Consider the following 26,185-nt stretch of genomic DNA (forward strand, 5'->3'; position numbering starts at 1 on the left):
CGCAATGGCGATCGACACGGCTGTAGGTGTAGTCGTCTGCTCCGGCTGGCGGAATCGGGCTGATGGCATCGGCTGCGATGATCGCGCTGGCAACGGTGCAAACGGCGATCGATCGCAGAATTGCCGGATTATCCGGCTTCAGAATTTGGTTCACTTGAAGTAGCTCCTGTAGTGGAGTCACGGCTAGAGGTGTCCCTGCAAGTTCCCCTCTAGCCGTAACGGGTTTAGTAATCGCTGAGTTGACGCAGTTGATTGAGCGTGCGGGTTTTGGACTCTAGCTCAATCTCGAATTCATCCAGCGCGGCGTTGATGCCTCGCTGCTCAGCGATTTCGCGACGCGACTGGCTGAGGTTGCCTTCAGCCGATCGATTTTGCTCAATCAGTTTGAGCAGTCGCGCTTTTCGCTCTTCCCCGCGTTGGGTCAGAGTCGAAACTTGGACGCTTGCCAGTGCAAGCGTTCCGCCCACTTCGGGCGGCAAAACTTCGGCTTCAATCACGCCCGCAGACTGCCACTCTTGGGAGTAGCGAGCTTTGGCGGATTCAACCCAGCTTATGGGTGCCATACCGTCGCGCTTGACGTGCTGTGCATAGTCGGCAAACAGCGATCGCGCCAATTCGGTGTAGCCATGCTCTGTCTTCAGCAGTGGTTCTGGGGCAACTTTGGCAACCCAGGGATACCAACGGGTGCGAATTGTTACCTCTTTGGCGAGGTCTTCGTGCTCAGCGGCGATCGCTTGTGCGGTATATGTGCGGGCTTGTGCGCTCGATGTGCGCTCGATGTGCGCTTGGATGTGCTGCATTTGTGCGTCTCCGGTTTGTGAATTGGCTCAAACTCAGTCTGTGCAAGTGTGCGGACTTGTGCGTAGTCTGTGCGGACACTGTGCGATCGATGTGCGGTTCGTGTGCGGTTAGCGATCGCCTCGCAAATTCTCAACCATTGCAACAACCTCGTTGCGATGCTCTCGCACCTTCTTAAGAGCAGTTCGAGATAGTGAATAGGCATCCGCAGTTTCAACGACGGCAGAATGCAGAGCATTCACAGTTTGGTTGAGTTCCGCGACGATCGCATCAATGGCCTCAATCATCTGATTGACGCTGCGATCGACTCCTTCTGGTGGATTCGTGGTCATGATGGACGGCAGCTCCTTCCTAACGGAGATAGGGATGGGGTTAGCGACTGGCGATCAGGGGGATAGATCGTCAGTTGCGATCAGCGGGGTCGCTGGAATGAAATTTACTCAAGTCGTCCGGCAAGTCTGCGATATCCATACCAATTGACTTAAGTTCGCGCTGAAGGGCTTTTGCTTGAGGCACGGTCAGAGTTGTAGGAGTAACGCCACGTTCCCACCTGCTGATGGTCACAACCGTTACTCCTAGCCTTCTAGCTAGGTCTTCCTGCGAAATACCTCCTAACAGATCTCGAAGTGTTGCCAAGGGGGACTTTCCCTCCTCGAATTGAAACTTGCTTGAATCTACCATATCATAATGACTAGTCACCGTGATATGTCACGGAGATAAACAACGGGGCAAGTCGGCTCTGATGTCGTGGTCGGAATTCCGGCTTGCATTCCCCAATTCTCTGCTGAGCAGGGAAGACACACTTTTCCCACATCGCTGGGAATCTCACAACCGCAAACCAACGGGCTGTCAAGCCGCAGGAGGGAAAGATGCTGAAGAGAAATTGAAACCAATAGAAAAGGCCACCAGCACGATGCCGCTGGTGGCCTTTTTGTGAGTTTGCGCTTCACCAAACCTAATCCAAGGATTCTAAACCATGAGCACCTTCATTCGATTCGAGAATAGGCTGATCAACCTCGCAGAAGTGTCCCACGTCCGGCTGGACGAATCACCTCGGCAAATTTGGGTCTGCTTTCCCTGTGGCGATGTCATTCAAGTTGAAGGCGATCGCGCTGAGCAACTGTGGAACGTGCTGCAACAGCACGCCACTGGAGCGATTGACGAAATCAGCATCATGGCCTCGCTCGATCGCGCACAAATGCTCGACACGATTGGAACTCAAATGAACGCGCTGCAATTGGCGGCAGAGGTGATCGTTGCTGCCGGAGCCAAGGTTGGCGACTGCGGCAGTCTCGACATCAGCACGCTGGTGGCCTACCTGCTCAGGGAAGGCAAACAGCGATACGAGAACGATGACCTTGAAACGGTCGAAGCAAATATCGATCGCCTCACGGATGCTTGGGAGGCTGCGACTCGTGATTAAACAGCGTCACCGTCCGGCCATCTCAGTCATCACCGAGCCACGCATCGTCATCTGTGAAAGCTGCGCTCAGCCTCGACTAGCAAGCCTCCGTCGTTGCTCAGCCTGTTCACTGCTCAGGCGCAACTACACTCGATAACCCAAAAGCCCGATCGCGACATTCTCAGGCGTGCGATCGGGCTTTTTCGTGTCAGTTGCCTCCACTGAGGCAGCCCAATTATAGATTTGGAGCGTTCCTGATGAACTTCGACATCAAAAACTACATCGAATTTAATTCTAAGGGTAGGGGTGCTTGTCCCTGCTGTGCAGTCGATGGGAAAGCGAAAAACACGAATCTCTCTGTTCAAGAGAATGGGGCCTACAAGTGTTTTCGCGGTTGTTCCCCTGCTGATATTCGTGCTGCGTTGGGCACTCCCAAGCCTCAGCAAATTCCCGCTGCGCTGGCCGCGCCTTCCCCGGCTGCGAAATCTCTGACCATTTCACCGCAGAAAATGCTGGCCTCCCATCAGGAATTGATGAAGTCGAACGGGCCAGCGAAGCAGTGGCTCCACCAGCGCGGCATTACGGACGAGATTATTGCCCGCTATCAGTTGGGCTTTGCCCGATCGAAAGTGGGCGATCGCCATCTGCCCAGCATCGCGATTCCCCTACCTGCGAATGACGACGGTACTGCCTATCACCAGAAGAAACGAGTCGCGCCCTGGCTCAGCGAGTCCGACCGTCCGCGCGACTATCGCGCTTGGTCACAAGCTGGCATTCCCGCGCGGGTCTGGTTCACTTGGCGTCCGGTTGAAGCAGAGCAGACCTTCCTCTGCGAAGGGGAATGGGATGCAATGCTGCTGGGTTGGCAGATGCGACACGCCGATCTACCGATCGCCGTCGCTTGCTTCACCTGCGGATGTGGCACAGTTCCGCCACTGGAGCAACTCGACAAGCTACCGGGAACGGTCAGCATCTTTTACGATCGCAACGACAAGCCCGACAAGCACGGCAAGATTCCCGGTGAAGAGGGTGCCAAAAAAGTCGCAGAGGCATTGGGCGATCGCGCTCGCATCGCTGCCGTCCCCATGCCCGACAACTGCCAGAGTCACGGTTGGGACATCTCAGACGCGCTCAATGGCGGCTTCACCCTGCAAGACATCATTCACGCAGCCAACAGCGCTACAATCGCCGTCAAACCGCTTCAGAAGCCCAACAAGCTGCGCGATCGACTGAAGTGGAATGATGAATTACTAGATTCGGCTCCCGACTACACCGAATGGCTCGTCCCCGACTTATTGACGGCGGACGAGCTTTTCTTGTTGGCAGCAGGCCCCAGAGCAGGTAAATCGCTGATGGCGATGACGCTGGCCCGCGCCGTTGCTGCTGGCGATACGTTTCTCGATCGACCTGTGACGCAGGGCACAGTCATGTATGTCCGCTGCGAAGACGGGGAAGCGAAGACGAAAGAGCGGGAACTAGCTCAAGGTTGGACTCGTGGCCTCCCCGTCGCGTGGTTCGACAAGTTCAAACTCTCCGAGATTGACCAGCTTCGAGAACTCGCCAAAGAACTCGATCCACGCCTAATCGTTCTCGACACCCTGAGCAGAATTCGCGACGGCAGTATTTCTGAATCGTCTGCTGAAATGAGTCAAGCGCTGGAGCCACTGCAAGAACTCGCGCAGGAAATCGGCTGCTGCGTCCTGCTGGTGCACCATACCAACAAAGTCTCAGCAGAAAATGCTGGGACGATCGACGTGTTCGACACGATTCGCGGCTCTAGTTCGATTCGCGCCGTGTGTCGTGGCTCGCTGATCATTGCCGCTGGCGAACGCAACTTCCGCCTCTGTGTGGAAAACGGTTGGGGGAAACATGACCTCAGCATTCTGCTCGATGCCAACACGCTCACGTGGCGACTGCTCGGCCAGTGGCAGCCAGTGATCGTAGGTGATCAGAAAGAGCGAGTTGTTGAATATCTCAAGCAAGTTCAACGGTCATCACTCGATGACATTCACATTGCGACACAAATCCCTAAAAAGTCGCTCTATGAAGTTTTGGCGAGGCTGCAAACCGTTGATGCTGCTGACGATCGCGTCATCAAAGAAGGGACGCGGCGTAATTATACCTACCGTCTTGCGCTATTCAACACTATTCAACTGTTGAATACGCTGTTGAATAGCGCAAATCCAGACTCAGACAGCGATACAGGCCACTATTCAACAAAAAATGATTTTTCCCTTAATACCCCAAAGGTGATCAGTGATCACATTGGCACATGTGACAGTTTGATCACCTTTGATCCCTTGCCAGAAAGAGAAATTGTTGAATATAGCCACGAACAAGCCTCAAACGCAGACACAGCAAGCATTTCGGCTTTTCAACAACAATTCAACTCTATTCAACAAGAATCTCAGAACGCAGACACAGCAAGCCTTCCGCCTATTCAACAAAAGAACCAGGGTGATCACTCCGCTATTCAACAGGGTGATTGCGTTGAAATTCGATCTGGCCAGTTCTGGGGAAAACTCGTCACGGTCGAATCGGTTGAAGGTGATTTGGTGAGGGTGAAAGGCGAGGGATGGCATATCACTCGCACGTATGCGATCGCGCAGGTGAAGTTCGTGAGCAGGGGAGGCGATCGCGATGGTTAAGAAAATCAGCAGCGCTTGGGTTGCCAGCGGTGAAGTCTGCAAATCCCTCGGCTTCAAACCAAAGCATCTCTGGAAGCTGCGTGACGACGGTTCGCTGAGGGAAGGGACGCACTGGAGAAATATCGCCAGTCCTCACGCAGCAAGGCCTACTTACCGCTGGCATCTCGATCGCATCCGCAAACTACTCGAAACCCGGAAGGAGGAACGGTAACTTCAACGGGGTGGAAGCGGGCGATCGCCTCGGTTCATCATCACCTCATAGGCCCGCTGGTGAACCTCTTCACTAATCCATCGGTGATAGGTTTGCGTGTGAACGCCGATCGAGTGGCCCATCTGCTGAGCGGCCAGCTCGATCGGCATTCCAAACTCCAGCGATCGGATGGCCCAACCATGCCGCAGATTGTAGGGAGGAAACGGAACGCCATAGCGCTTAAAAGCGTGAGTAATTCGATTGCCTAAATCAGAATTATTTTTGCCTGAGCAATTTGGAATGAGTACCTTTTCGAGTTCCCAAACCTCTGCCCACTCTGGGTAGAGCGGATAGACACGATGAAAATTTGTTTTGGTGCCATCTAACACCATCAGCACGGGGAACTTAGAGAAATCAAGGTGAAAAACCTCATGATTCCTCAGTCCGTAGGTTGCCATCATGCCGAATACCCAGCGCCATGCCGCATTGGGAATGCGATCGAACCACTGTGCAATCAAGCGATCGGAAGGAATATCTCTTACCTCAGTCGAAGCGGCTGAATAACTTCCACGCAGCGGCTTGAAATTCGCGTCTAGGCTCGCAAAGTCAGCCAATCGTGAGCAAACATCTACAAATCGCCTCCGCGTCCGGCTGTCGGCTTCTGTCGAGTCAATTGCTGACCTCAGCAGTTCAACCGTCAGCGGTTGCTCACTCGGCAGCGTTTTGAAGACTTTCAGATAGTCATCCTTCCAAGTCGTCTCACTCTGCGGCGATCGCCGTCTTCGAGTGAAGTAGTCCGCCTCAAAACGTGTGATCCAATAAGCAACAGTCTGTATGTTATTTTCAACCTCACTTTTGACATACACGCTCCAATCGAACTCGCCACAGTCCAGCAGCGCTCCAACTTTCCGTGCTTCCTGCTCGGCCAGCTTCAAGCCAGCAGGATTTGCGTGATAGCCCAGCGAGATGCGCTGCTGAAAAGCACGAGTGCGATCGCTTCCCGGTCTCGGTGGCAGTGTCGCCCGCAGATAAAGATGATTCCCTTTTTGGGTAATCGTCACGCCAACATTTGCTGACCGTAGCCGTCCGTTTGCTTGCGCTAATTTTCCCTCAATCATGCCAGTGCCTAAATCGTGCCTAAAAAAGAGTGGAGTATTAGGGATGGTTAGGGATGGTTGAGGATGGTTAGGAAAAAACAAAACTCTCGCAACCCTTGCTGTAATTGGGTTACGAGAGTTTTATAAACGCTGAAAAGATGGCTCAGGCGAGATTTGAACTTGCGACCTTGGGCTTATGAGTCCCCTGCTCTAACCACTGAGCTACTGAGCCATATCCACTGGCAACGTGGTTTCAGTTAACTAATCTAGCACATTACCAGAAGCAATCGCGAACTTCGTTTAAATTTTGTCAGCCGCAAGGTTGCTCGATCGAAGCTTGCGGCTGACGAAAGACTAGTCGCGAGAGCGAGGCAGAAGGGCGATTGGATTGACCGCACCTCGATTCGGCGGATGCACCTCAAAATGCAAGTGTGGTCCGGTGCTGTTGCCTGTACTTCCGATCGCAGAAATCTGCTGGCCTTGCTCGACCTGCTGCCCGCGACGAACCAAGATGCGGCTGTTGTGGGCATAGCGTGTCAGGCTGCCATCTGGATGACGAATATCAACCAGGTTGCCGAAGCCACCAGAGTTCCAGCCAGCGAAAACAACTTCGCCAGCAGCAGCAGCTACAACCGGAGTTCCAGTCGGAGCACCAATATCAATGCCACGATGCATTCTGCCCCAGCGCCAGCCATAGCCAGAGGTGAGAACGCCGCGTGCAGGCCAGCGATAGCCGTTGAATACAGGAGCACCTTGCGGCAGATAAGCTTCTGCACTTGGCAGCGGCGGCAAATCCGGTGAAACCAATCGTCCAGTGACAGGCGAGGTATAGTTTTGGGCACCCAGCGGAGCAACGGCAACAAGCTGTTCCGACGGTGATGTTGGGCTAGCTGCGGGCGAAACTGGCGGAGTTGCAGCGTTGGGTTGATCGATCGGCGCGGCGGGTGGACGAGCAATCGGCGCGGCAGCAACTTGAACTGGAGCAGGCACAGTCGGCACAACCACAGGCTGAGCAGCGGCACGCTCACCATTCCGGTAGCGTTCGCGCATCGTTACAATTTCAGCCATCAGCCGCTCGATGTACGGATTGGACGCTGCTTCTGAACTAGCCGTAGCAGGTTGAACAGGCACAACAGCGGGCGCAGCGCTGGGACTGGCAACTGCAACCGTCGCTGTATCTGCTTCAGTCAGTTCGGCGGCAGGCGGCACAGCAGCGATCGCACCAGAGGGCGAGGCGGCTGGGCTGGGAGCATTCGGTACGGTCGGAACCGTGACCATCGGGTAATACTGGCTCGAATTGCCTGCAACGGCTGGATCGGGATCGAGCCTGCTGGTGCTAGCAGACTGAATTGTTTCGGGCGGCAGGGTGCTGGTCGGAATCGTAAGCACCTGATTGACCACAATGAGGTTGGGGTTGCTCAGGCCGTTTGCTTCTGCCAGGGTGCGCTGGGAAATATTGTAAAGATCAGCAATTTTGCCGAGCGTATCACCCGGAGTTACACGATGGGAGATTGCCTGAGGCTGGCTGATCGGTTCTGGACGCAAAGCGGGCGCACGCGCGATCGACGGCTCAATGGCCGCAGGGGATTCGACGGCGGCAGATGGCTCTACAGTCGCTTCTTCAACGGGCAAGCTGGCGCTGGACGCAACTTCACTAGGTGCAGCTTCACTGGAAATTGCTTCGTCTGCGGCGGGCGCAACTTCTGGAGGCGAAGATTCAACTTTGAACTCGGAAAGATTGGCCTCAAGGCGATCGCGCTCTTGACGCATAGAGGCAAGAGCGCGGTCTTGCTCAAGCTTGAGATTGTCAGCAGCAGGTGCGCTGACGGGAACGATCGCAGCTTCCGGGGCAGCATCTGCGGGAATTGTGAGCATCTGCCCGGAAGTCAAAGTGCTGTTGGGCGATAGGCCATTCGCAGTGGCGAGGGCTTGGAGATCCACTCGGTATTTGCGGGCAATTTGTCGGAGCGTTTGACCGCTACGCACTCGGTGAAGATTGGCCGATTCTGGCGCAGGCGCAGCTTCTGGGGGAGCAACGGCGGCTGGCGATTCGGCGGGTGCGATCGCTGCTTGTGGTTCTGCGGCCTGCGGTTCTGCGGCGATTGCCCCATCATTTTGACGTGGGAGCAGCAGACTGGCCGCACCCATCGACAGCGCAAGACCAACCATTGCCGCAGAGGTACGAGACCTGCGGTGTGCTCCTAAAGCGATCGAACTGGCAGGCTCCGCCGCTTCTGGGCTACTGTGCGATGCAACAAGCTTTATCTTCTGGGAAATTGCTCGTTTCAAAGAACGACCTCCTAATGACCAGCGTTTAACTGTCCTCAAGCCACTGAACTCGAAGGACGTCAGTGATTCGTATCACACCATAGTCGAGAACGAAATCACTGTCTACCTCGTAACGTAGGTAAGATTACCCCGCTTTTTGAGTTTAGACAAGCCTACACCAGCTTTTGAAAAATTCACCCCTTCGTAAATTGGGAGTTTAGCGGCGATCGATTTAGTTCATTCGATCGGTAGGTGCAGGCTCGGTGCGGCTTGAGTTATTGCCTAACCAATCGCTAAGTTTACCCCACTCTTTCAGAAATGCAATCCCCTTCTTGTGGAAGGAATAAATTTTTGTAGAAAAATATTGGCAACCTGCGCGATTTTTCAGAAGCCGCGATCTTCTAAAGAAGCGCAAAGCCGCTGCACGAATCGGTTTCATCGATCGATTGCGTTAGCAAGATTTTTGCGGTTCGACGTGTTCAAAATAACGCCTCAGCGAGCGTTGCTATCGAAAACTTAAGGGCGATCGCAATCGGCGAAACTGCTGATGAATACGAAGTTTCAGATGCAAAGTTGCGAGAATTTTGGGTGGCCACAAAAAAATTAGCCTCTGACTCCAGACTGAGATGAGAAATGCTCAAGAATAGAAATTTCTTATCAAAAGAACGAGGATTTTGTATTGTAGCCGACTAAAGTAGAAATCAATTTTCTCAATTGCATTTTCTGCATACCTACGCGGATTGCACCGCTCAATCCAGCATCGATCGGTTGCAATTAGCCGCTCAAAGGCGCTTCATCACTTTTGAGTAACAATTCAGCAACAATTCGAGCACAGGCACTAATGCAGAACAGCGATCGCCCTATTCCAGCAATCCTAACTGCCGCCGCGCTTCAAACAGACCGATCGCCGCACTGACGGAAAGATTGAGGCTGCGTACTCCCGACTGACTCATGGGAATGTAGACAGTTGCCTGACAAGCGGCGAGCACAGCAGGCGGCAGTCCCTTGGTTTCGCTACCAAACAGCAGCCAGTCTTGCGGCTGAAATTGATACTTTATATAGCTAGATGCGCCTGAAGTGCTAAAGCCGATCCAGCGACCGCCTCGCGATCGATGATGCGCCTGAAAAGCATTTAAATCATCGTGAACATGTAGCTTCACATAAGGCCAGTAGTCCAGTCCGGCACGCTTTAGATAGCGATCGCTAATCTCAAATCCCAACGGCCCAACTAGATGTAGCTCTGTATCAGTTGCAGCGCAGGTACGAGCAATATTTCCGGTATTTGGCGGGATTAGCGGATTGACCAAAACAACTTGAGGCATAAGCAACAGCAGCAAATTCCTTATGGTTCCCAAAAGCAGGGACGCGATCGACTCGTAATCGAATCGATCGATAGAGATCTTTTATCTGTAAAGTCTATCTGAAGGCAGACGATCGAAAAATTTGCTACGCACGATTGTTAAGCTGCCTGTGTTAGGCAGCTTGCTGGCAGAGGTCTTGCGCGAGAAGCTGTTCTTGCTGCTCAACCGCCGCGATCGCCTGCTGCAACACCGCTCGACTGTCTTGCCCTTGTTCGATCTGCCGCAGCCAGCGCTGAGCTTCATTGCCCTCGCGCAGAATTTTCTGAATCGGCAAGAGGAAGCAGCCAAAGCCATGTCGCTTGACGATCGGGCTGACTTCCTGATAGAGCGCGGCCACCCAATCGCGAGCCAAAATTTCGCGGCCATCTTGCCAGTGTCGCAACGTTGCATCAAGGCTAGCTTTGGCAGCGGCAGTTTCATTGGCATCCGCGATCGCCACTAGTTCTTCGGGCGAAAGCGAACTGAGTTTGAGCGGATCGAGAGTTGGGGTTTCGATCAGTTGCAGCAGACGGGCTTCGAGCAGGGCGGTGATTGCCAGCAGTGCGATCGGGTCGCTGACCAAATCACAGATGCGAAGCTCTAGGCGGTTGAGATTGTAAGGGCGGCGATCGCCATTTGGCCGGACGGCTGACCAAAGATGCCGCACGTTTTGCATTGTTCCGGCTGCCAACTGCGCCTCTGTCCACTCGATGAAGTGTGCGTGGCTGCTGAACAGCGGCACATCAGCGGGCGTTTTGGGAAAGACGCCCCAGCGCGTCGAATGATAGCCCGTCGGTTTGCTGTCGATGAATGGTGAGGCGGCACTCAGCGCAAGATAGAGCGGAGCTTCCAGCCGCACCAGCCGACAAGCCTGCATCAACACTTCTGGGTCGGATATGCCGACATTGATATGAATGCTGGCGGTAACAACCGTTGTGCCGTAGGTCTGTTCGATGTAGGCGTGATAGGGATTGTTGGGGTCAGAGCGATGGAAGCGATCGCTGCCGCCCAAGGCCAATGTGCTGCCTGGAATTAACGTATAGTCGCCAAACTGCCGCAGGTAGGCTCGCAGTCGCTGACGCGGTTCCACTAGATCGCACAGCAAGCGTTCATATCGGTAGCGTGGAGCCGTTGTGTATTCGACGTTGCGGCTGTCGGGTTCGCGCACAAAGCCATCAAGGTCAGCGACGATGCGATCGGCAAAGCCCACAATATCGCCCGCTGGCGTGCCCGTGTACATCTCGACTTCAAATCCTTTTGACAGCAGCACAGATACTTTCCTCGATCGCTTCTGTATTTAGTATCTGCGATTGCGGAACGCTCACATCTGCCGCAAGGTGTTGGCTGTCTCAGGGTGCTGACTGCCTCAAGGTGCTGGCGCGGGTGCGATCATTTCTTGCAGCCAGTCGAGCAGGCGGCGATCGGTAAAATCGTGAATCGCAAAGCTTGCGCCCAAGGCTGTCAGTTCAACAGGCGGATGCGTTGAAGCAACGCCGATCGTATAAATGCCTGCACTCACCGCCGATCGCACACCGGAATGCGAATCTTCAAACGCGATCGCCTCCTCCGGTAAAATTTCTAGCTTGGCAACGGCAGTTGAATACGGCATGGCGGCGGGTTTGCCTTCCGAGAGTTCTTCACCTAGCACGACTAGCGGGAAGCGATCGCGCACGGCCAGCACGTCCAGCATAAAATCGGCGTTGGCGCGGGGTGCATTCGTCACGACGGCTCGCTTCAGGCCATGCTGATCGATCCAGTCCAGCAGTTCGAGCAGTCCGGGCATCGGCTGGAGGAGAGTGACGGCGGAATCGCGAAACATCGCTTCTTTGCGATCGGCGAGTTGATTGTTTTCTTCCTGCGTCAGCCAGGGCAGCAAATCCGCAATAATTTCTTCGTTGAGCCGTCCGCTAAATCGCGCCTGATAAAACACCGGATCGATCTCGCGGCCAAATTCGCGCATCACGGTTTGCCAAACTCGATAGTGGATCGGGTCGGTGTTTGCCATCGTGCCGTCGAGATCAAACAAAAGCGCACTCAGCATTCGTTCAAAGAAAGCAACCTCCTCATTGTAGGTAGTTCCGTCTGCGGCACACCGCTGTCTGAAGCCCGATCGAACCAGGTAGGCGATCGGGCTGCGGTACGATCGATCCATCCTCGATGCACCAATCACGTCATGAGCCGTCAACCCGTCAAGCAGCCGCCCTGGTGGATTGCCGCCATTCTGCTCAGCGTTTTTCTGACGCTTGCCCTTCTATCTGTTTGGACGCTGACTGCTGCGGCAGACTCAACGGCAATTTACCAAACGCGATCGCCTCACCGTGACGGCATCGGCAAAATTTATCAAGGTCGCGAAATTGCTCGCGTTATGGGACATACGGGCGCAAGCTGGCTGGAACGCCCAAGCCGCAGTTGGGAAGAACAGCCGCAAAAGCTGATCGATGCGCTGGATTTGCAGCCGATCGATCGCGTTGCGGACATCGGAGCGGGAACAGGCTATTTCAGCTTTCGGATTGCGCCGCTTGTGCCGCAGGGCAAAGTCTTTGCTGTTGACATCCAGCCCGAAATGGTTGAAATTCTCAACTTCTTAAAAGCGGAAGATCACGTCGAAAACGTCGAGCCAATCCTGGCGACGCCTACCGATCCACATTTGCCCAACGGCATCGATCGCGTCCTGATCGTCGATGCCTATCACGAATTTGAGTATCCCTATGAAGTGATGACGGCAATCGTGCGATCGCTCAGTCCACACGGACAGGTGATTTTGGCTGAATATCGTGGCGAAAATCCGTTCATTCCCATCAAAGGACTGCACAAAATGACGCAGCGACAGGTACGCCGCGAAATGGCGGCGATCGGCTTGCGCTGGGTGAAAACGTTTGACGGCCTGCCGCAGCAGCATTTGATGGTGTTTGAAAAATCGATCGCCAGCGGCTCGATCGGGCATCGAGCGACCTAGAACAAATCAAGCTGGGCGGTTTGTTCGATCGCATCCCAGGGCAAACGGGGCACGGAAACGCCTTGTTCCTCAAGCACTTGCTGGACGAAATGGGCATTCGTGGGGGACTGCACCTCGATCGGGCAGTGGACGCAGAAGTAAATTTGCGTACTGGGAAGCCAGGTTTGCAGATGCGTTGCCCATTCGGTGAGAAAGGCGGCGTTTTTGGCGCGATCGGGGTGGCTGACGTAGCGAATCAAGGTGAAATCAGCGGTCAAGCCAGGGAGCAGGGGCAGCTTGGGCTTACGGCGATCGCGAAGCGCTCCCGGAACGGTATCGAACTGAGTTTTGGCTTCTTGATAAATTGGGCGGCTGTCGAGCAGCACCCGACCCACGTTCAATTCACGCAAGAGGCGATCGAGCTTTTCGATTTGAGCAGCGGTGAACCAATCGGGATGACGCACTTCAACAGCCAGCTTGACGTTTGGTCGCCATGCCTGCAAAAACCGAGCGAGATCGTCAAATTGGGCGGGGCTGTAGTGGGGCGGCAGTTGCAAAAACAGCAATCCTAAGCGCGATTCGAGCAGAGAAACGCGATCGAAAAATTGCTGTGCAGCAGCCAGTTGTGGCATTAGCGATCGCTGATGCGAAATATCGCGGGGCAGCTTCAGGCAAAACTTAAATTCGTCCGGTGTTTCCGCCTTCCAGCGGCGAACCGTTGCCGCATCCGGCACGGCATAAAACGTTGTATTGCCCTCGACGGTTGTGAAGCGGCGGCTATAGAGCGAGAGAAAATCGCGGCTGCGACTGCCAGCGGGAAATAGATCGCCCACCCAGTCTTTGTAGCTCCAGATGGCGCAGCCGAGATGAAAGGTCATGGGTTGGGTGTCGAGTGTCGAGTGTCGGGTGTGGACGAATCCGATCCGACACGCCACGATCGCGTCGTGTGATTGAGGTCGGCTGGATACGAATAGCTTGATGAAGTCTGGCGGTCGATCGCCTGCAAGCGATCAGCGAGCGGTGACTCCTCAACATCCAACACTTGACCTCCTCCTTCTGATTGCTGAATTGGAATTTCGATCGCAAACGTTGTTCCCTGCCCCACTTCCGAGATGCAGCGCAGTTCGCCACCGTGTCGATCGACAACAATTTGACGGGAGATTGAAAGGCCAAGTCCGGTGCCTTTGCCGAGCGGTTTCGTGGTGAAAAAGGTATTGAAGAGTTTGGGCATCAGGTGAGCGGGAATGCCAGGGCCATTGTCGGAAATTTCGATCGCAGCCATGTTGCCTGCTGGCCGCTCGATTAGGCGAGTGCGAATGGTGATTTGGCAGTAGGGGCAGGAGTGAAGTGGCTGTGCCGCAATTTCGCTGAGGGCATCGATCGCATTGCTGATCAAGTTCATGAAGACTTGATTCAACTGACTGGGATAGCACTCCACCAGGGGCAGGTTGCCATAGTCCGTGAGGATGCGAATTCCCGTTGTTCCGGCTTTGGCTTTGAGGCGATACTGCAAGATCAGCAAGGTGCTCTCGATGCCTTCGTGAATATCAACAGGCTTCACTTCGGCTTCGTCGAGGCGAGAGAAGTTACGCAGGCTGAGCACAATTTGGCGGATACGCTGAGCACCAATTTGCATGGAGCCGAGTAGCTGCGGAAAATCGCGCATCAAAAACGGCAGATCGATCGCTTCGGCGCAAGCGGCAATCTCGTCAGGCGAAGCCGATTGCTGATAGAGCGCCAGCAGCTTGAGCAGATCGCTAGCGTACTGCGTAGCGTGATTGAGATTGCCGTAGATGAAATTGACGGGATTGTTGATTTCATGGGCGATGCCTGCCACCAGCTCGCCCAGACCAGACATTTTTTCGCTTTGAATTAGCTGCATCTGCGTATTTTGCAGCGTCGTGAGCGCTTCTGACAGTTCGTCGGCTTGCTGCTGAGATTGCTGCAAGAGTTCGGCTTGCTGAAGGGCAACGCCAAGCTCATCGGCAATTTGCATGGCAAATTTGATTTCGTTCGATCGCCAGCGGCGCGGTGCATGACACTGATGAACGCACAGCAAGCCCCACAGGTCGAATCCTTTGATCAGCGGCACCACCAAATTTGCTCGCACCTGAAACTGACCCAAAATTGCAATGTGGCAGTCGCTCAAATTGGCGGCGTAGATGTCTTCTACAATTTGTGCTCGACCGCGATGATAGTCGGCAGCAAATCGATCGCCAAAGCAGTAATCGCAAACTTGAGCAGCAAGCGCCGCGCTGAACTGCGGCAAGACCGCTTCGGAAACAAATTCGCCGCTGCTCCAGCCCGATTCAGGATCAAAGCGAAAGACCGCGACGCGATCGGCATCGAGCAACTGACGCACTTCGATCGCTGTTGTTTTGAAGATGGTTTCGAGGTCTAAGGAAGCGCGAATTTTGGCGATGACATGAGAGAGCGCGTCTTGTTCGCGATGAAGCTGTTCAAATTTGGAATTTAGAATGGCCTGCATCTGCACGAATGCAGCTTCATCTCGGCACAAAGGGCGTAACTGCTCTAACAAGCTAGGCAACATAAGCACAAGGTCGCAAGTAGGCGGAGCAACAAGGCACGAGATGCTACTGATTCATGAGGTCGATCGAATCTGTCCAACTGCAAAGGTTGGAAAAACGCTTGTTCTAGTATCAACCAATTTCTACCGCTGGTGACGCAATTGCCTAAGAATGGTCACAGGGAAGACCGTATTTGCTAGGGGTGGCAGTGCTGCCGGAGCGAGGGAACATCTGCTGCACCAGGTAGTCCCCTAATCGTACCCTGTTTATTTTGTGAAATTGCGATCGTGTAATCGAGAATACCGCGATGTCGAAACCATTATTGACGCTGTTCATGACAATGCTGCTTTCTGGAACGGTGGGGCTGGCTGTTCCCGCCTTTGCACAGCGTGTTGTTGATCCTAGCCCAGAACTCAACAGCCAAGTTGCCTCTCCCGATTCGATTTCGGCTCAGTTTGATGCGCCTGTTGATCCCGCTTCGGTGCGAGTTTTCGTCAACGATCAAGATGTCACCAGTCGCAGCACAATCACCCGCAACTTCTTTAGCTATCGTCCCGATCGCCCCTTTGCTCCCGGAACCGTGCGCGTCCGAGTTGACTATCGCGGCAGTGGCGGAGATGCCCGCAGCGCCACGTGGAATTTTACTGTTGCAGCCGCACCGACTGCCCAAATCACCAGCGTTACGCACAACGCCACCGCCTCACTCAGCACCGGAGCAACGCTGATCGTTTCTTTCAACGGCACATCAGGCGCACAGGCTAGCGTTCTTTTGGTCGAAGGCGGCACGGTGCGCGAACTGCCTGCCCGTGAAATTACCAATGGCGTGTATGAAGCGCGACTTACCGTATCGAACCGCGATCGCGTCTTGGATGGCGTTGCGATCGCTCGTCTACGGCAAAACAACCAGTCCACCTATGCGGCAGCTTCGGCTCCCGTGCTTCTCAACGCTCCCATCACGGTTCCCACGCCGACGCCGACGCCCACCCCAACGCCGACGCCGACGCCGACGCCCGACACTTCTACGCTGCAACCGACCTTTACGAGTCACCGCAACGGCGATCGCGTCCCAGCAGGATTTACGCTTGTTGGTCAAACTCGTCCAAATGCCCGTGTTCGCGTGAATGTGACAGGTCGCGTTTCTGTTTTGGGAATTAATTTGGGGCAAACCTCAACGCTGGTCGATCGCGAAGTGACTGCTGACAGCAGTGGACGCTTCCAGATCGATGTTCCCGCACCGCGTCTGCCCGTGCCAACGCAGTACACCGTGCGGGCAACGGCTCGCAGCGGCAACGAAACCAGTCCGGAGACAACGCTGTCGCTTGCTTCGCAGTAGGAAGTCAGATCGCGAGAAGTGATCGATCGAGCCGCTCACCTCACAGCGCTCGATCGATTATTTCCACTGTGCGCGATCGGCAATCTCGACGGCTGCGGGGTTGTTGCGTCCGAGGGCGGAAACGTTGACGGCATCCGCTTTGAAGTCGCCGAGTCCTTCGACGATCGCATCTGTCTCCACGCCTTCGACAACCGGAAATTCATAGCTGCCCTTGGCAAAAACTTCCTGAGCTTCGGGGCTAGCAAGAAATTCGAGAAAGGCGATCGCATGTTCGCGATTGGGCGCATCGTAGACAACGCCCGCACCGCTGATATTAACGTGGGTGCCGCGATCGGTTTGATTTGGAAAAAACAGGCCAACTTTTTCAGCGACTTCTCGGTCTTCGGCATCGTCTGAAGCCATCATTCGCGCCCAGTAATAGTGATTGACGATCGCCACTTTGCATTCTCCTGCCGCGACCGCCTTGATTTGATCGACATCGCCGCCTTCCGGTTCGCGTGCCAAATTGTTCACCAAGCCTGTTGCCCACGCTTCAGCTTTGTCAGCGCCAACCGTTTCGATTATCGAGCCAAGCAGCGATTGGTTGTAGATGTTTGTGGAGCTGCGGATGCACACTTGCCCTTGCCACTGCGGTTCTGCTAACGCTTCATAAGTCGAAAGTTCAGACGGTTGCACTTGGGCTTTGTTGTAGGCGATCACTCTTGCCCGCTGCGTCAGGCCAAACCAGAGATTATCAGGATGCTGAAAATTGTTGGGAATCGCGGCTTCCAGTGTTTCTGATTGCACAGGCTGCAACACTTTTGCTTGCTCTGCTCGCCATAAGCGTCCGGCATCAACGGTGATTAGCACGTCGGCAGGACTGTTCGTTCCTTCCGTTTGGATGCGCTCGATCAGTTCATCGTCTTTGCCTTCGATCAGGTTGACGCGAATGCCCGTTGACTCGGTAAATTCTTGATAAATTTCGTCATCGCTGTCATAGTGTCGCGACGAATAAACGTTGACTTCGCGGACATCGCTTTCACCTTCTGCATTTTGAGCGGTTTGACATCCCGTCGCGAGCAACAGAGCAAATCCGATCGCAACCGCGCTAATTCGTTTCATGATTCCAACTCAATCCCAAATTTTGAACAAGATTGATGGGTTGCTAAATTCGGCGCGATCGCTGCCAAGGCTGACGCGCTAATGCAACAGATTCCTAACAACTTCCAACCTTCTGACCGTAGCGGAGGCCAGATTGCTCAGTCAAGTTCTTGATGCTGCCAGAAATATTTTGCAACAGTTTAGGAAGGGCTAGCGCGATCGCGGCGATCGTTCCGCTAATCACGACACGCAATCAGAAGAAAATTCCCTCTACAATGAGTGGGATTTTAAATCTGTTGCCCTGCCATGCCTCGCCGCGACGACCTTCACAAAATTCTGCTCATCGGTTCTGGCCCCATCGTGATCGGGCAGGCCAGCGAATTCGACTACTCCGGGACGCAAGCTTGTAAAGCGCTGCGCGACGAAGGCTATGAAGTTGTGCTGATTAACTCGAATCCGGCGACGATCATGACCGACCCGGAAACTGCCGATCGCACCTACATCGAACCGCTGACGCCAGAAATCGTCGCCAAGGTAATCGAAAAAGAACGCCCGGACGCGCTGTTGCCAACGATGGGCGGACAGACGGCGTTGAATTTGGCCGTTGCCCTTGCCAAGGACGGCACATTGGAAAAATTTGGCGTGGAGCTAATCGGCGCGAAGCTTCCGGCGATCGAAATGGCAGAAGACCGCAAGCTGTTCAAAGAAGCGATGGAGAAAATTGGCGTTGGCGTTTGTCCGTCCGGCTTGGCGGAAACGATGGACGAAGCCAAGGCGATCGCGCAGAAAATCGGCTCGTACCCGCTGATCATCCGTCCCGCGTTCACCCTGGGCGGATCGGGCGGCGGCATTGCCTACAACCAGGAAGAATACGAAGAGATCGCGCAGTCTGGACTTGATGCCAGTCCCGTCTCACAGATTTTGGTCGAGCAGTCTTTGCTGGGCTGGAAGGAGTATGAGCTTGAGGTGATGCGCGATTTGGCCGATAACGTGGTGATCATCTGCTCGATCGAAAACCTCGATCCGATGGGCATCCATACGGGAGATTCGATCACGGTCGCGCCCGCCCAAACCCTGACCGACAAGGAATATCAGCGCTTGCGGGACGCTTCGATCAAAATTATTCGGCAAATCGGCGTTGAGACGGGCGGATCGAACATTCAGTTTGCAATCAATCCCGATACGGGCGATGTGATTGTGATCGAGATGAATCCGCGTGTGTCGCGTAGTTCCGCGCTCGCCTCGAAAGCAACCGGATTTCCGATCGCAAAAATGGCCGCAAAACTGGCAGTCGGCTACACATTGGACGAAATTCCCAACGACATCACGAAGAAAACTCCGGCCAGCTTTGAGCCGACGATCGATTATGTCGTCACCAAAATTCCCCGGTTCGCCTTTGAGAAATTCCCAGGTTCCACGCCCACACTGACCACGCAAATGAAGTCGGTTGGCGAAACGATGGCGATCGGGCGGACGTTCCAAGAATCGTTTCAAAAAGCCTTACGCGGGCTGGAAATTAGCCGCGCCGGATGGGGCTGCGATAAAGCTGAGAAGCTGCCGAGCCTTGAACAGATTCGCGCTGGACTGAGAACGCCAAACCCCGATCGCATCTTCACCGTCCGTCACGCGATGCAGATGGGCATGAGCGTCGATGAAATTTACGAACTAACGGCGATCGATCCCTGGTTCCTCGATAAGCTGCAAGGCTTGCTGGAAACCGAGAAGTTTTTGAAGCGATCGGAACTCGGTAAGCTCAGCAAAGAAGAAATGCTGGCCGTCAAGCAGCAAGGCTTTAGCGATCGCCAAATCGCCTACGCCACGAAGACGACTGAGGATCAGGTACGCGATCGCCGCAAAGAACTTGGTGTGATTCCCGTTTACAAAACCGTTGACACCTGCGCGGCAGAATTCGAGGCGTTCACGCCCTACTACTATTCAGCGTATGAGTCGGAAGCGATCGGACTCACCGAAGAAGTTGAATCCGTGACGGAATCGGAAGTTTTGCCGTCCACCAAGCGCAAAGTGATGATTTTGGGCAGCGGCCCCAACCGGATCGGGCAGGGCATCGAGTTCGACTACTGCTGCTGTCACGCTTCCTACGCATTGCAGGCCGAAGGATTTGAGACGATCATGGTCAACTCAAATCCCGAAACGGTTTCGACTGATTACGACACAAGCGATCGACTCTACTTCGAGCCGCTGACCAAAGAAGATGTCTTGAACATCCTTGAAGCCGAACAGCCCGAAGGCGTGATCATTCAATTTGGTGGACAAACGCCGCTGAAATTGGCTGTGCCGCTGCAAGACTATTTGGAGAGCGGCAAGCTGCCCAATACGAAGATTTGGGGTACTTCGCCTGACTCGATCGACATTGCCGAAGACCGCGAACGCTTCGAGAAAATTTTGCGCGAATTGGACATCAAACAGCCGCCCAACGGCATTGCCCGCAGCTACGATGAAGCCGTCAAGGTCGCTCGTCAGGTGAACTATCCGGTCGTCGTCCGTCCGAGTTACGTTTTGGGTGGTCGAGCGATGGAAATCGTCTATGCCGATGAAGAACTCGATCGCTACATGACCTATGCTGTGCAGGTCGAGCCGGATCACCCAATTTTGATCGACAAGTTCCTGGAAAATGCGGTTGAAGTCGATGTGGACGCAATCGCAGACCACACCGGAAACGTGGTGATCGGCGGCATCATGGAACACATCGAACAGGCGGGCATTCACTCTGGCGATTCGGCCTGCTCGATTCCGACCGTTTCCCTGCCCGAACCGATTCTCGAAACGATTCGCACTTGGACAGTCCAGCTTGCCAAAGCCCTCAAGGTAATCGGCCTGATGAACATTCAGTTTGCCGTACAGGGCGATCGCGTTTACATCCTCGAAGCGAATCCCCGCGCCTCGCGCACCGTGCCGTTTGTGTCCAAGGCGATCGGCATTCCCCTCGCAAAAATGGCCGTCCGCGTCATGTCTGGCGAAACTCTCGAATCTTTGGGCTTCACCTCAGAAGTGATCCCGCCGCATATTGCCGTCAAAGAAGCCGTCCTGCCGTTTGAGAAATTCGCCGGAACTGACACGATTTTGGGGCCAGAAATGCGATCGACCGGAGAAGTCATGGGCATCGACAGCGACTTTGGCAAAGCCTTCGCCAAAGCCGAACTCTCAGCCAGCCAGCGCTTACCGATGCAGGGCGTGGTTTTTGTCTCGATGAACGATCGCGAAAAGCTCGCTGCCGTTCCGGTCGTCAAAGACCTGATCGATCTGGGCTTCAAAATCATCGCCACCGAGGGCACACGCCGGACGCTGAAAGAACACGGACTCGACGTAGAACTCGTGTTAAAAGTTCATGAAGGCCGCCCGCATATTCTCGACTCGATCAAAAACCAGCAGGTTCACCTCATCGTCAACACGCCGATCGGTCAAACGGCTCAGGTGGACGATCGCATCATCCGCCGCACCGCTTTGTCTTACAAAATCCCGATTATTACAACCATTGCGGGTGCAAAGGCGACGGCTGCGGCAATTCGATCGCTCCAGTCCCAACCGCTCGAAGTCAAAGCAATTCAGGACTATGTCAGTTGATAGAATCTAAGCAAAAGATTCTGGAAATTAGATGATGTTTAGACGATCGACTCGCAAACAAATTCTTCCGGTTTGGTTGCGAGTTGCGCCTGCCTTGGTCAATCTACTTATGATTGTTAGTGCGTTTGGAATTTCCAGCACAATCGAATTTTCAGAATCTTTTGCTTATTGCGCTCGACACACCACAGACTGTGATTTTGTACTCGATAGATTCTTCGTATTCTCTGTCTTTGGAATTTTATTTGCGTGGCTGTGGCATATCTGCCTCATGTTTTTTGGCAAGTCGAAATTATTTTACTTGTTTTATGGCTTGACGAATGGATTGTTTCTCGTCTGTGTGTTGATATTATGCTACCTATTCTTAGCAAATGAATTCCGAATGTTGGGTTGATTATGTGTTGCCTTCTTGCCATTGATTTAGCAGCCATGCACTTACTTTGCCGTGATTCGATCGCTCACACTCGACCAAAGCGAACTTGTGTTTCAGTAACGACAACGAAATTATCATGAGTTGATTGAGGTAGCGATCGAGCAATCGTTGCCATGTTGCGATTTTGTTAGTTGATCGCTCATTCTAGCGATCGTGCTGCAAACAATAAACACGCTCGAATATCTGCTTCGCACAAGCCCTGATATTCTTCAATAATTGCCTGAGCAAATCGACCTTTCTTCAATTTTAGAATAGGAATCGATCGCCCCACGAAAAAGCGATCGGCTCTTTCTTACTGCTTCATCGCCTCTGGTGAATCAAATGCGATTGCAAAACTTCCCCTCGGCATTTATTGATTTCGATCGCTTTTTAACATCTGCTAAGCGCAAACTGCGCCGATCGAGTCGAGTAGCTGGCGATCGCGATCGCGTGCTGGATTGGCGGTTGTCAGCAGCGTTTCGCCGTAGAAAATTGAATTTGCGCCTGCCAAAAAGCAAAGAACTTGCGCTTCTGGTGTCAGGTTGTTGCGTCCGGCACTGAGGCGGACAAAAGATTTGGGCATCAAGATTCGGGCAGTGGCGCACATCCGGACAAGTTCAAACGGTTCGATTGGCGGTTGGTCTTGCAGCGGTGTTCCCTCAATCGCCACCAGCGCATTAATCGGCACGCTTTCAGGATGCGGATTGAGATTGGCGAGGACTTCCAGCAGGCGGGCGCGATCGTCCAGGCTTTCGCCCAAGCCGATGATGCCGCCGCAGCAAACGGTGATGCCCGCCTGTCGGACATGGTGGAGCGTGGCGAGGCGATCGACATAGGTGCGCGTTGTGATGATGTCTCCGTAGAATTCCGGGCTGGTGTCGAGGTTGTGATTGTAGGCGGTCAAGCCCGCTTCGGCCAGACGTTCTGCCTGCGAGGGATTGAGCATTCCGGCTGTGACGCAGGCTTCCAGGTCAAGCGATCGAACGCCGCGCACCATCGCCAGCATTTGCTCAAACGCTTCGCCCTCGCGAATTTCGCGCCATGCCCAGCCCATGCAAAAGCGGCTCGCTCCCAGTTCTTTCGCTCGTTCTGCCGCCGCCAGCACTTGGTCAACTGCAAGCGTTGGTTGTTTGCTGACGCTCGTTTCGTGGTGAGCAGACTGCGGACAGTAGGCGCAATTTTCCGCGCAGCCTCCGGTTTTGACGCTGAGCAGCGTGGCAAGCTGAATTTGGTTGGGCGTGTGGTGCTGACGGTGAACGGTTTGCGCCTGATAAACCAAATCGAGCAGGGGCAGTTTGAGGAGATCGAGAATTTCGGAGTGTGTCCAGTTGTGGCGATCGTTTGACATAGAGGAGTTGGGGATTAGGAATTGGGTCGATGTCGCTTCTAAGCTGACACGATGTAAGGCGAACTCACTGCCGGAGCTTGCTTCGCAGCGACCAAGCTTTGATAGAGAATGGCGGCGACTTCGGCGCGGGTGATGTCTACAAGCGGGCGGAGGCGATCGACCTGGGGAAAGTTCACGATCAGGCGTTGGGCAGTGGCAGCAGCAACCGCAGTTGTGGCGTAGCTGGGAATTTCGGCGCGATCGCGATATACGCTGAGGAGGTTGGGAGTGCCGCCTGTGAGCGCGAGGCCATTGACGATCGAGACGATCGCTTGGATGCGCGTTAGGTTGAGGCTGGGGCGAAACGTGCCGTCGGGAAATCCAGCGATGAAGCCCATCTGCTGAGCTTTGGCGATCGCATTTGCCGCCCAAAAATTCGGCGGGATATCGACAAAGCGGATGTCCGGTCGTTGGGCAGAGAGATTGTAGGTTTGCGCGATCGCAGCGGCATATTGAGCGCGAGTGATGTTGCGCTCAGGCTGAAACGTGCCGTCCGGAAATCCACTCAAGATGTTGCGCGATACCAATCCATTGATGAAGCTCGCTGCCCAATGGCCGCTGATGTCCGGAAATTGGCCGGGGACGATCGGCGTGGGCGTTGGAGTAGGAGTGGGGGCAGGCGTGGGGGCAGGCATAGGAGCGGGAGCCGTCACCAAACTGACACCAAGCGTGACATTGCCGCTGATGCGCGTTGGATTGACTTGATTGCCAACTGAAACGATCGCCGCTGACGTACTGTTCCGCAGATCGATCGTTTGATTGTTGGCAAACACATTGCCACCTGGATCTTGCGTTTGCCCAATATCCGGCAGAGCCGTATTCAGCAAAACCAAGCCCTCCCCATTTCCGGTTAGCACATTGTTTCGCAGCACCGGACGCGCCAGATTTGCAATCACGATGCCCGCCCGATTGTCTGTCGCTCGATTATCTGCCACCAAGGGAGCAGCATTATCGTTAATTGCAATGCCGTAACCCGTCCGCTGAAAGGTATTGCGACGAATTTCGCCTTTAGCATTGCGAGCGATCGACATGCCACTCGCCGCATTTTGGCTAAACACACAGTCTCGAATGTCGGGATTTGCCGCCCCCGTCGCAAAAATTCCTTCGCGTCCGCAACCTGTAAACGTGCAGTTGGCGATCGTTGGTGCAGTCGATTCCAGCCAAACGCCCGTGCCGCGCTCTGCCCGATTGCTCACCGTCACACCCCGCAGTTGCGCGTTTGATTCGAGCCGCACTGCGACATTTTGCTGCCCAAACGTGGGACTGGCAAATACCCCACTGCCGCTAATCACGATCGCGCTACCCTTACTCGCCTCATCGCCAATTACACTGACACCAGCCGGAACCACGATCGGAAACACCTCGCCCGTCGCACTGCTGTAAGTTCCCGCACTCAGCCGCACCGTTCCCCCCACGCCAGCTTGCCGCAATGCGCGAGTGAGCGATCGAAACGGACTTCCCTGCCCGCCCGCCGAGCCATCATTTCCCGTTTGCGGATTCACATAATAGATCGCCGCCGACTGCACCATGCTGATTAAGGTGATTGGGCGATGTCATTGTACCTTCAGAAGGGGTATCGGCAGAGAGGGAATAAAGCGAAAGCAAGCAACACGAAAGACGCGGACGACCCACCGATGCGTAGCGCCACATTGACCTTGCGAGTAGCCCCTTGCGTAGGAGTGCAGAGGAGATGCAATCGTCCTCTGCTGGGGTTGGAGGTGTGGAGGAGGGGCAACGCCCCTAGCCTCCACTGGCTCGGAAACCAGAAGCAGTTTAAACCTCGATCGATTCTGTTGGAGTCTGTTGAGGCGATCGCTTCTGTAGGCATCAACAGAAGCGATCGATTCCCCAACCCCTCGATATCATGAAAACTAACGTTCCCTCCAAGTCATGATTACCCTCGTCATTGTCCTCAACCTGCTGATCGCCCTGCTGTGTCTACTTGGCGCTTGGAGCTTTTTGCAACTCCGGCGATCGCTTGCCGACATCACCTTCACCCTGACCGAAGCCGAACGCAACACCCACGAAGTTCTCTACGGTGCGCCTGAAAACATCCGCAACGGCCAGCTTGGACTTTATGAACTGCGGCAAGCCTACCAGCGATCGGGACTGCAACTTCAGCGAATGCAGCGCGGACTGCTGCTGCTTGGCCTGAGTCGATCGATTTGGCGACCCAGACTGCGATCGCGAAAAAGACTGCGCCGCTAATTGCCCAAGCCTCTTATGATTGAAGCTAGCGATCGCGATTCTCAAGAAAAAACCATGTCAGACAATCGAGGCTCATCCGGATTATTTGTCGGCGGAATGCTGGTCGGAGCCGTCATGGGAGCCGTCACTGGTCTGCTGATCGCTCCGCGCCCCGGTCGAGAAACGCGCCAACTGCTCAAAAAATCTGCCGACGCCCTGCCCGAACTCGCCGAAGATCTCTCAACTAGCGTGCAGCTTCAGGCCGATCGCCTTTCAGAATCCGCTTTGCGAAATTGGGACGGCACGCTGGCGCGATTGAAAGAATCGATCGCAGCCGGAATCGAAGCTAGCCAGCGCGAACGGCAAGACGAAAGCCGCATAGAACCGCGCACCGCCGAAGCTCGTCCTGTTCGTGATGCTCGATCGGAACCGTGATTGATCCGCTCTTTTGGCTTGGCCTGTCAATTTTGCTGGTTGCCGTGAGTTTAACGGCAATGCTGTTTGCTGCCCTGCCCGCCTTTCGCGAACTGGCTCGCGCCGCCCGCAGTGCCGAAAAGCTGTTTGACACGCTCAATCGCGAACTGCCGCCGACGCTCGAATCGATTCGCCTGACCGGAATTGAAATCACTGACTTAACAGATGAAGTCAGCGAGGGCGTCCAGTCTGCCGGACAGGTCGTCAAGCAAGTTGATCAAAGCTTGCGCGGCGTACAGCGACAGGCACAGCAAGCCCAAACCACCACTCGCAGCGTGTTTGCAGGCGTGAAAGCCGCCTGGAAAACCTTTCGCCGTCCCCCGCGCCGATCGCTCGATCGCGAACCGGAAGCCAATCGTTTGCCCGCCAGCACCCGCCAATCGATCGACTTTGACAATCGATCGCATCGATCGCACCGAGACGAATATCCGCCCGAATATCGTGACCCCTACGACCCCGAAGCGCCCGAATGGGACGATTCGACCGCCGAAGAATCCTACCCGATCGATCGTTCCTGAGCGATCGAT

At 54.4% G+C, this 26,185-nt stretch carries 24 protein-coding genes and 1 tRNA gene; 9 read left to right on the forward strand and 16 right to left on the reverse strand.

All coding sequences use genetic code 11. The annotated features are described in order from the left end of the window. From H6F67_RS00540 to H6F67_RS00555, 4 genes are all read right to left on the reverse strand, one after another. Positions 1 to 181 (reverse strand): hypothetical protein (locus H6F67_RS00540; protein ID WP_190762267.1); only part of this gene is annotated, 181 nt, incomplete at its 3' end. Positions 182 to 224: 43 nt separating this feature from the next. Further along, positions 225 to 800 (reverse strand): hypothetical protein, encoded by a 576-nt coding sequence (locus H6F67_RS00545; RefSeq protein ID WP_190762269.1) that lies wholly within the window; start codon positions 798 to 800, stop codon positions 225 to 227. A 108-nt stretch (positions 801 to 908) separates the two neighbouring features. Next, positions 909 to 1,130: a hypothetical protein gene (locus H6F67_RS00550; protein ID WP_190762270.1), complete on the reverse strand. Its 222-nt coding sequence runs from the start codon at positions 1,128 to 1,130 to the stop codon at positions 909 to 911. Positions 1,131 to 1,200: 70 nt separating this feature from the next. Further along, on the reverse strand, positions 1,201 to 1,479 hold the full coding sequence (locus H6F67_RS00555) for a helix-turn-helix transcriptional regulator (protein ID WP_190762436.1): 279 nt from the start codon (positions 1,477 to 1,479) through the stop codon (positions 1,201 to 1,203). Between the two features lie 295 nt (positions 1,480 to 1,774). Here H6F67_RS00555 and H6F67_RS00560 point away from each other — a divergent pair, with 295 nt between their 5' ends. The 3 genes from H6F67_RS00560 to H6F67_RS00570 all read left to right on the forward strand — a co-directional run bounded on the left by H6F67_RS00560 (position 1,775) and on the right by H6F67_RS00570 (position 5,059). Next, the gene (locus H6F67_RS00560; RefSeq protein ID WP_190762272.1) at positions 1,775 to 2,221 is read left to right on the forward strand and encodes a hypothetical protein; all 447 of its coding nucleotides are present in this window, start codon (positions 1,775 to 1,777) and stop codon (positions 2,219 to 2,221) included. 401 nt (positions 2,222 to 2,622) lie between these two features. After that, a complete protein-coding gene (locus H6F67_RS00565) occupies positions 2,623 to 4,848 on the forward strand; it encodes an AAA family ATPase (protein ID WP_190762273.1) in 2,226 nt (741 codons plus the stop codon). Beyond that, positions 4,841 to 5,059 (forward strand): DNA-binding protein, encoded by a 219-nt coding sequence (locus H6F67_RS00570; RefSeq protein WP_190762274.1) that lies wholly within the window; start codon positions 4,841 to 4,843, stop codon positions 5,057 to 5,059. Before H6F67_RS00565 ends, H6F67_RS00570 begins: the two co-directional genes overlap by 8 nt. A 2-nt stretch (positions 5,060 to 5,061) precedes the next feature. Here the strand turns inward: H6F67_RS00570 and H6F67_RS00575 are convergent, their stop codons facing one another. The 7 genes from H6F67_RS00575 to H6F67_RS00605 form a co-directional block, all read right to left on the reverse strand. Next, positions 5,062 to 6,156, reverse strand: a complete 1,095-nt coding sequence (locus tag H6F67_RS00575; RefSeq protein WP_190762275.1) for a site-specific integrase — start codon at positions 6,154 to 6,156, stop codon at positions 5,062 to 5,064. Between the two features lie 138 nt (positions 6,157 to 6,294). Continuing rightward, positions 6,295 to 6,367 (reverse strand) — tRNA-Met (locus H6F67_RS00580). 122 nt (positions 6,368 to 6,489) lie between these two features. After that, positions 6,490 to 8,424 carry a peptidoglycan DD-metalloendopeptidase family protein gene (locus H6F67_RS00585; RefSeq protein WP_190762276.1) on the reverse strand — a complete coding sequence of 645 codons (1,935 nt, stop codon included), beginning with the start codon at positions 8,422 to 8,424 and terminating at the stop codon, positions 6,490 to 6,492. 211 nt (positions 8,425 to 8,635) lie between these two features. Next, positions 8,636 to 8,842, reverse strand: coding sequence for a hypothetical protein (locus H6F67_RS00590; RefSeq protein WP_190762277.1), 207 nt, complete (start codon positions 8,840 to 8,842; stop codon positions 8,636 to 8,638). A 421-nt stretch (positions 8,843 to 9,263) separates the two neighbouring features. Further along, positions 9,264 to 9,725 carry a tRNA (cytidine(34)-2'-O)-methyltransferase gene (locus H6F67_RS00595; RefSeq protein ID WP_190762278.1) on the reverse strand — a complete coding sequence of 154 codons (462 nt, stop codon included), beginning with the start codon at positions 9,723 to 9,725 and terminating at the stop codon, positions 9,264 to 9,266. Positions 9,726 to 9,876: 151 nt separating this feature from the next. Beyond that, positions 9,877 to 11,013: a glutamate--cysteine ligase gene (gene gshA / locus H6F67_RS00600; protein WP_190762280.1), complete on the reverse strand. Its 1,137-nt coding sequence runs from the start codon at positions 11,011 to 11,013 to the stop codon at positions 9,877 to 9,879. Between the two features lie 96 nt (positions 11,014 to 11,109). Then, the gene (locus H6F67_RS00605; RefSeq protein ID WP_313926741.1) at positions 11,110 to 11,895 is read right to left on the reverse strand and encodes an HAD family phosphatase; all 786 of its coding nucleotides are present in this window, start codon (positions 11,893 to 11,895) and stop codon (positions 11,110 to 11,112) included. 21 nt (positions 11,896 to 11,916) lie between these two features. On the opposite strand from H6F67_RS00605, the gene H6F67_RS00610 reads away from it, so the two are divergent. After that, a complete protein-coding gene (locus H6F67_RS00610; RefSeq protein WP_190762282.1) occupies positions 11,917 to 12,699 on the forward strand; it encodes a class I SAM-dependent methyltransferase in 783 nt (260 codons plus the stop codon). Here the strand turns inward: H6F67_RS00610 and H6F67_RS00615 are convergent. Together H6F67_RS00615 and H6F67_RS00620 are read right to left on the reverse strand one after the other, a co-directional pair. Next, positions 12,696 to 13,556 carry a DUF72 domain-containing protein gene (locus tag H6F67_RS00615; protein WP_190762284.1) on the reverse strand — a complete coding sequence of 287 codons (861 nt, stop codon included), beginning with the start codon at positions 13,554 to 13,556 and terminating at the stop codon, positions 12,696 to 12,698. The two genes, H6F67_RS00610 and H6F67_RS00615, sit on opposite strands and share 4 nt — an antisense overlap. Next, on the reverse strand, positions 13,553 to 15,229 hold the full coding sequence (locus tag H6F67_RS00620) for a sensor histidine kinase (protein WP_190762286.1): 1,677 nt from the start codon (positions 15,227 to 15,229) through the stop codon (positions 13,553 to 13,555). The genes H6F67_RS00615 and H6F67_RS00620 overlap by 4 nt, the downstream gene beginning before the upstream one ends. A 284-nt stretch (positions 15,230 to 15,513) precedes the next feature. Here H6F67_RS00620 and H6F67_RS00625 point away from each other — a divergent pair, with 284 nt between their 5' ends. Continuing rightward, positions 15,514 to 16,539, forward strand: a complete 1,026-nt coding sequence (locus H6F67_RS00625) for a hypothetical protein (RefSeq protein ID WP_190762289.1) — start codon at positions 15,514 to 15,516, stop codon at positions 16,537 to 16,539. A 57-nt stretch (positions 16,540 to 16,596) separates the two neighbouring features. On the opposite strand, the gene H6F67_RS00630 is transcribed toward H6F67_RS00625, so the two are convergent. After that, positions 16,597 to 17,640 (reverse strand): Fe(3+) ABC transporter substrate-binding protein, encoded by a 1,044-nt coding sequence (locus H6F67_RS00630; RefSeq protein WP_190762291.1) that lies wholly within the window; start codon positions 17,638 to 17,640, stop codon positions 16,597 to 16,599. A gap of 285 nt (positions 17,641 to 17,925) precedes the next feature. On the opposite strand from H6F67_RS00630, the gene carB reads away from it, so the two are divergent. Beyond that, positions 17,926 to 21,201: a carbamoyl-phosphate synthase large subunit gene (carB, locus tag H6F67_RS00640; RefSeq protein ID WP_190762301.1), complete on the forward strand. Its 3,276-nt coding sequence runs from the start codon at positions 17,926 to 17,928 to the stop codon at positions 21,199 to 21,201. Between the two features lie 809 nt (positions 21,202 to 22,010). On the opposite strand, the gene bioB is transcribed toward carB, so the two are convergent. Beyond that, complete coding sequence (gene bioB, locus H6F67_RS00645; RefSeq protein WP_190762303.1) at positions 22,011 to 22,958, reverse strand: biotin synthase BioB; 948 nt, start codon at positions 22,956 to 22,958, stop codon at positions 22,011 to 22,013. A 38-nt stretch (positions 22,959 to 22,996) separates the two neighbouring features. After that, a complete protein-coding gene (locus H6F67_RS00650; RefSeq protein WP_190762305.1) occupies positions 22,997 to 24,526 on the reverse strand; it encodes a DUF1565 domain-containing protein in 1,530 nt (509 codons plus the stop codon). Between the two features lie 361 nt (positions 24,527 to 24,887). Between H6F67_RS00650 and H6F67_RS00655 the strand changes: the two genes are divergently transcribed. Genes H6F67_RS00655 through H6F67_RS27550 form a run of 3 tightly spaced genes read left to right on the forward strand, consistent with a single transcriptional unit; the run spans position 24,888 to position 26,176 of the window. Then, a complete protein-coding gene (locus tag H6F67_RS00655; RefSeq protein ID WP_190762307.1) occupies positions 24,888 to 25,205 on the forward strand; it encodes a hypothetical protein in 318 nt (105 codons plus the stop codon). 54 nt (positions 25,206 to 25,259) lie between these two features. Next, positions 25,260 to 25,619: a YtxH domain-containing protein gene (locus H6F67_RS00660; protein WP_190762309.1), complete on the forward strand. Its 360-nt coding sequence runs from the start codon at positions 25,260 to 25,262 to the stop codon at positions 25,617 to 25,619. After that, the gene (locus H6F67_RS27550; protein WP_190762311.1) at positions 25,616 to 26,176 is read left to right on the forward strand and encodes a hypothetical protein; all 561 of its coding nucleotides are present in this window, start codon (positions 25,616 to 25,618) and stop codon (positions 26,174 to 26,176) included. The genes H6F67_RS00660 and H6F67_RS27550 overlap by 4 nt, the downstream gene beginning before the upstream one ends. Positions 26,177 to 26,185: the final 9 nt, after the last annotated feature.

This window comes from Microcoleus sp. FACHB-1515 (assembly GCF_014696105.1).
Lineage (GTDB): Bacteria > Cyanobacteriota > Cyanobacteriia > Elainellales > Elainellaceae > JAAUTJ01.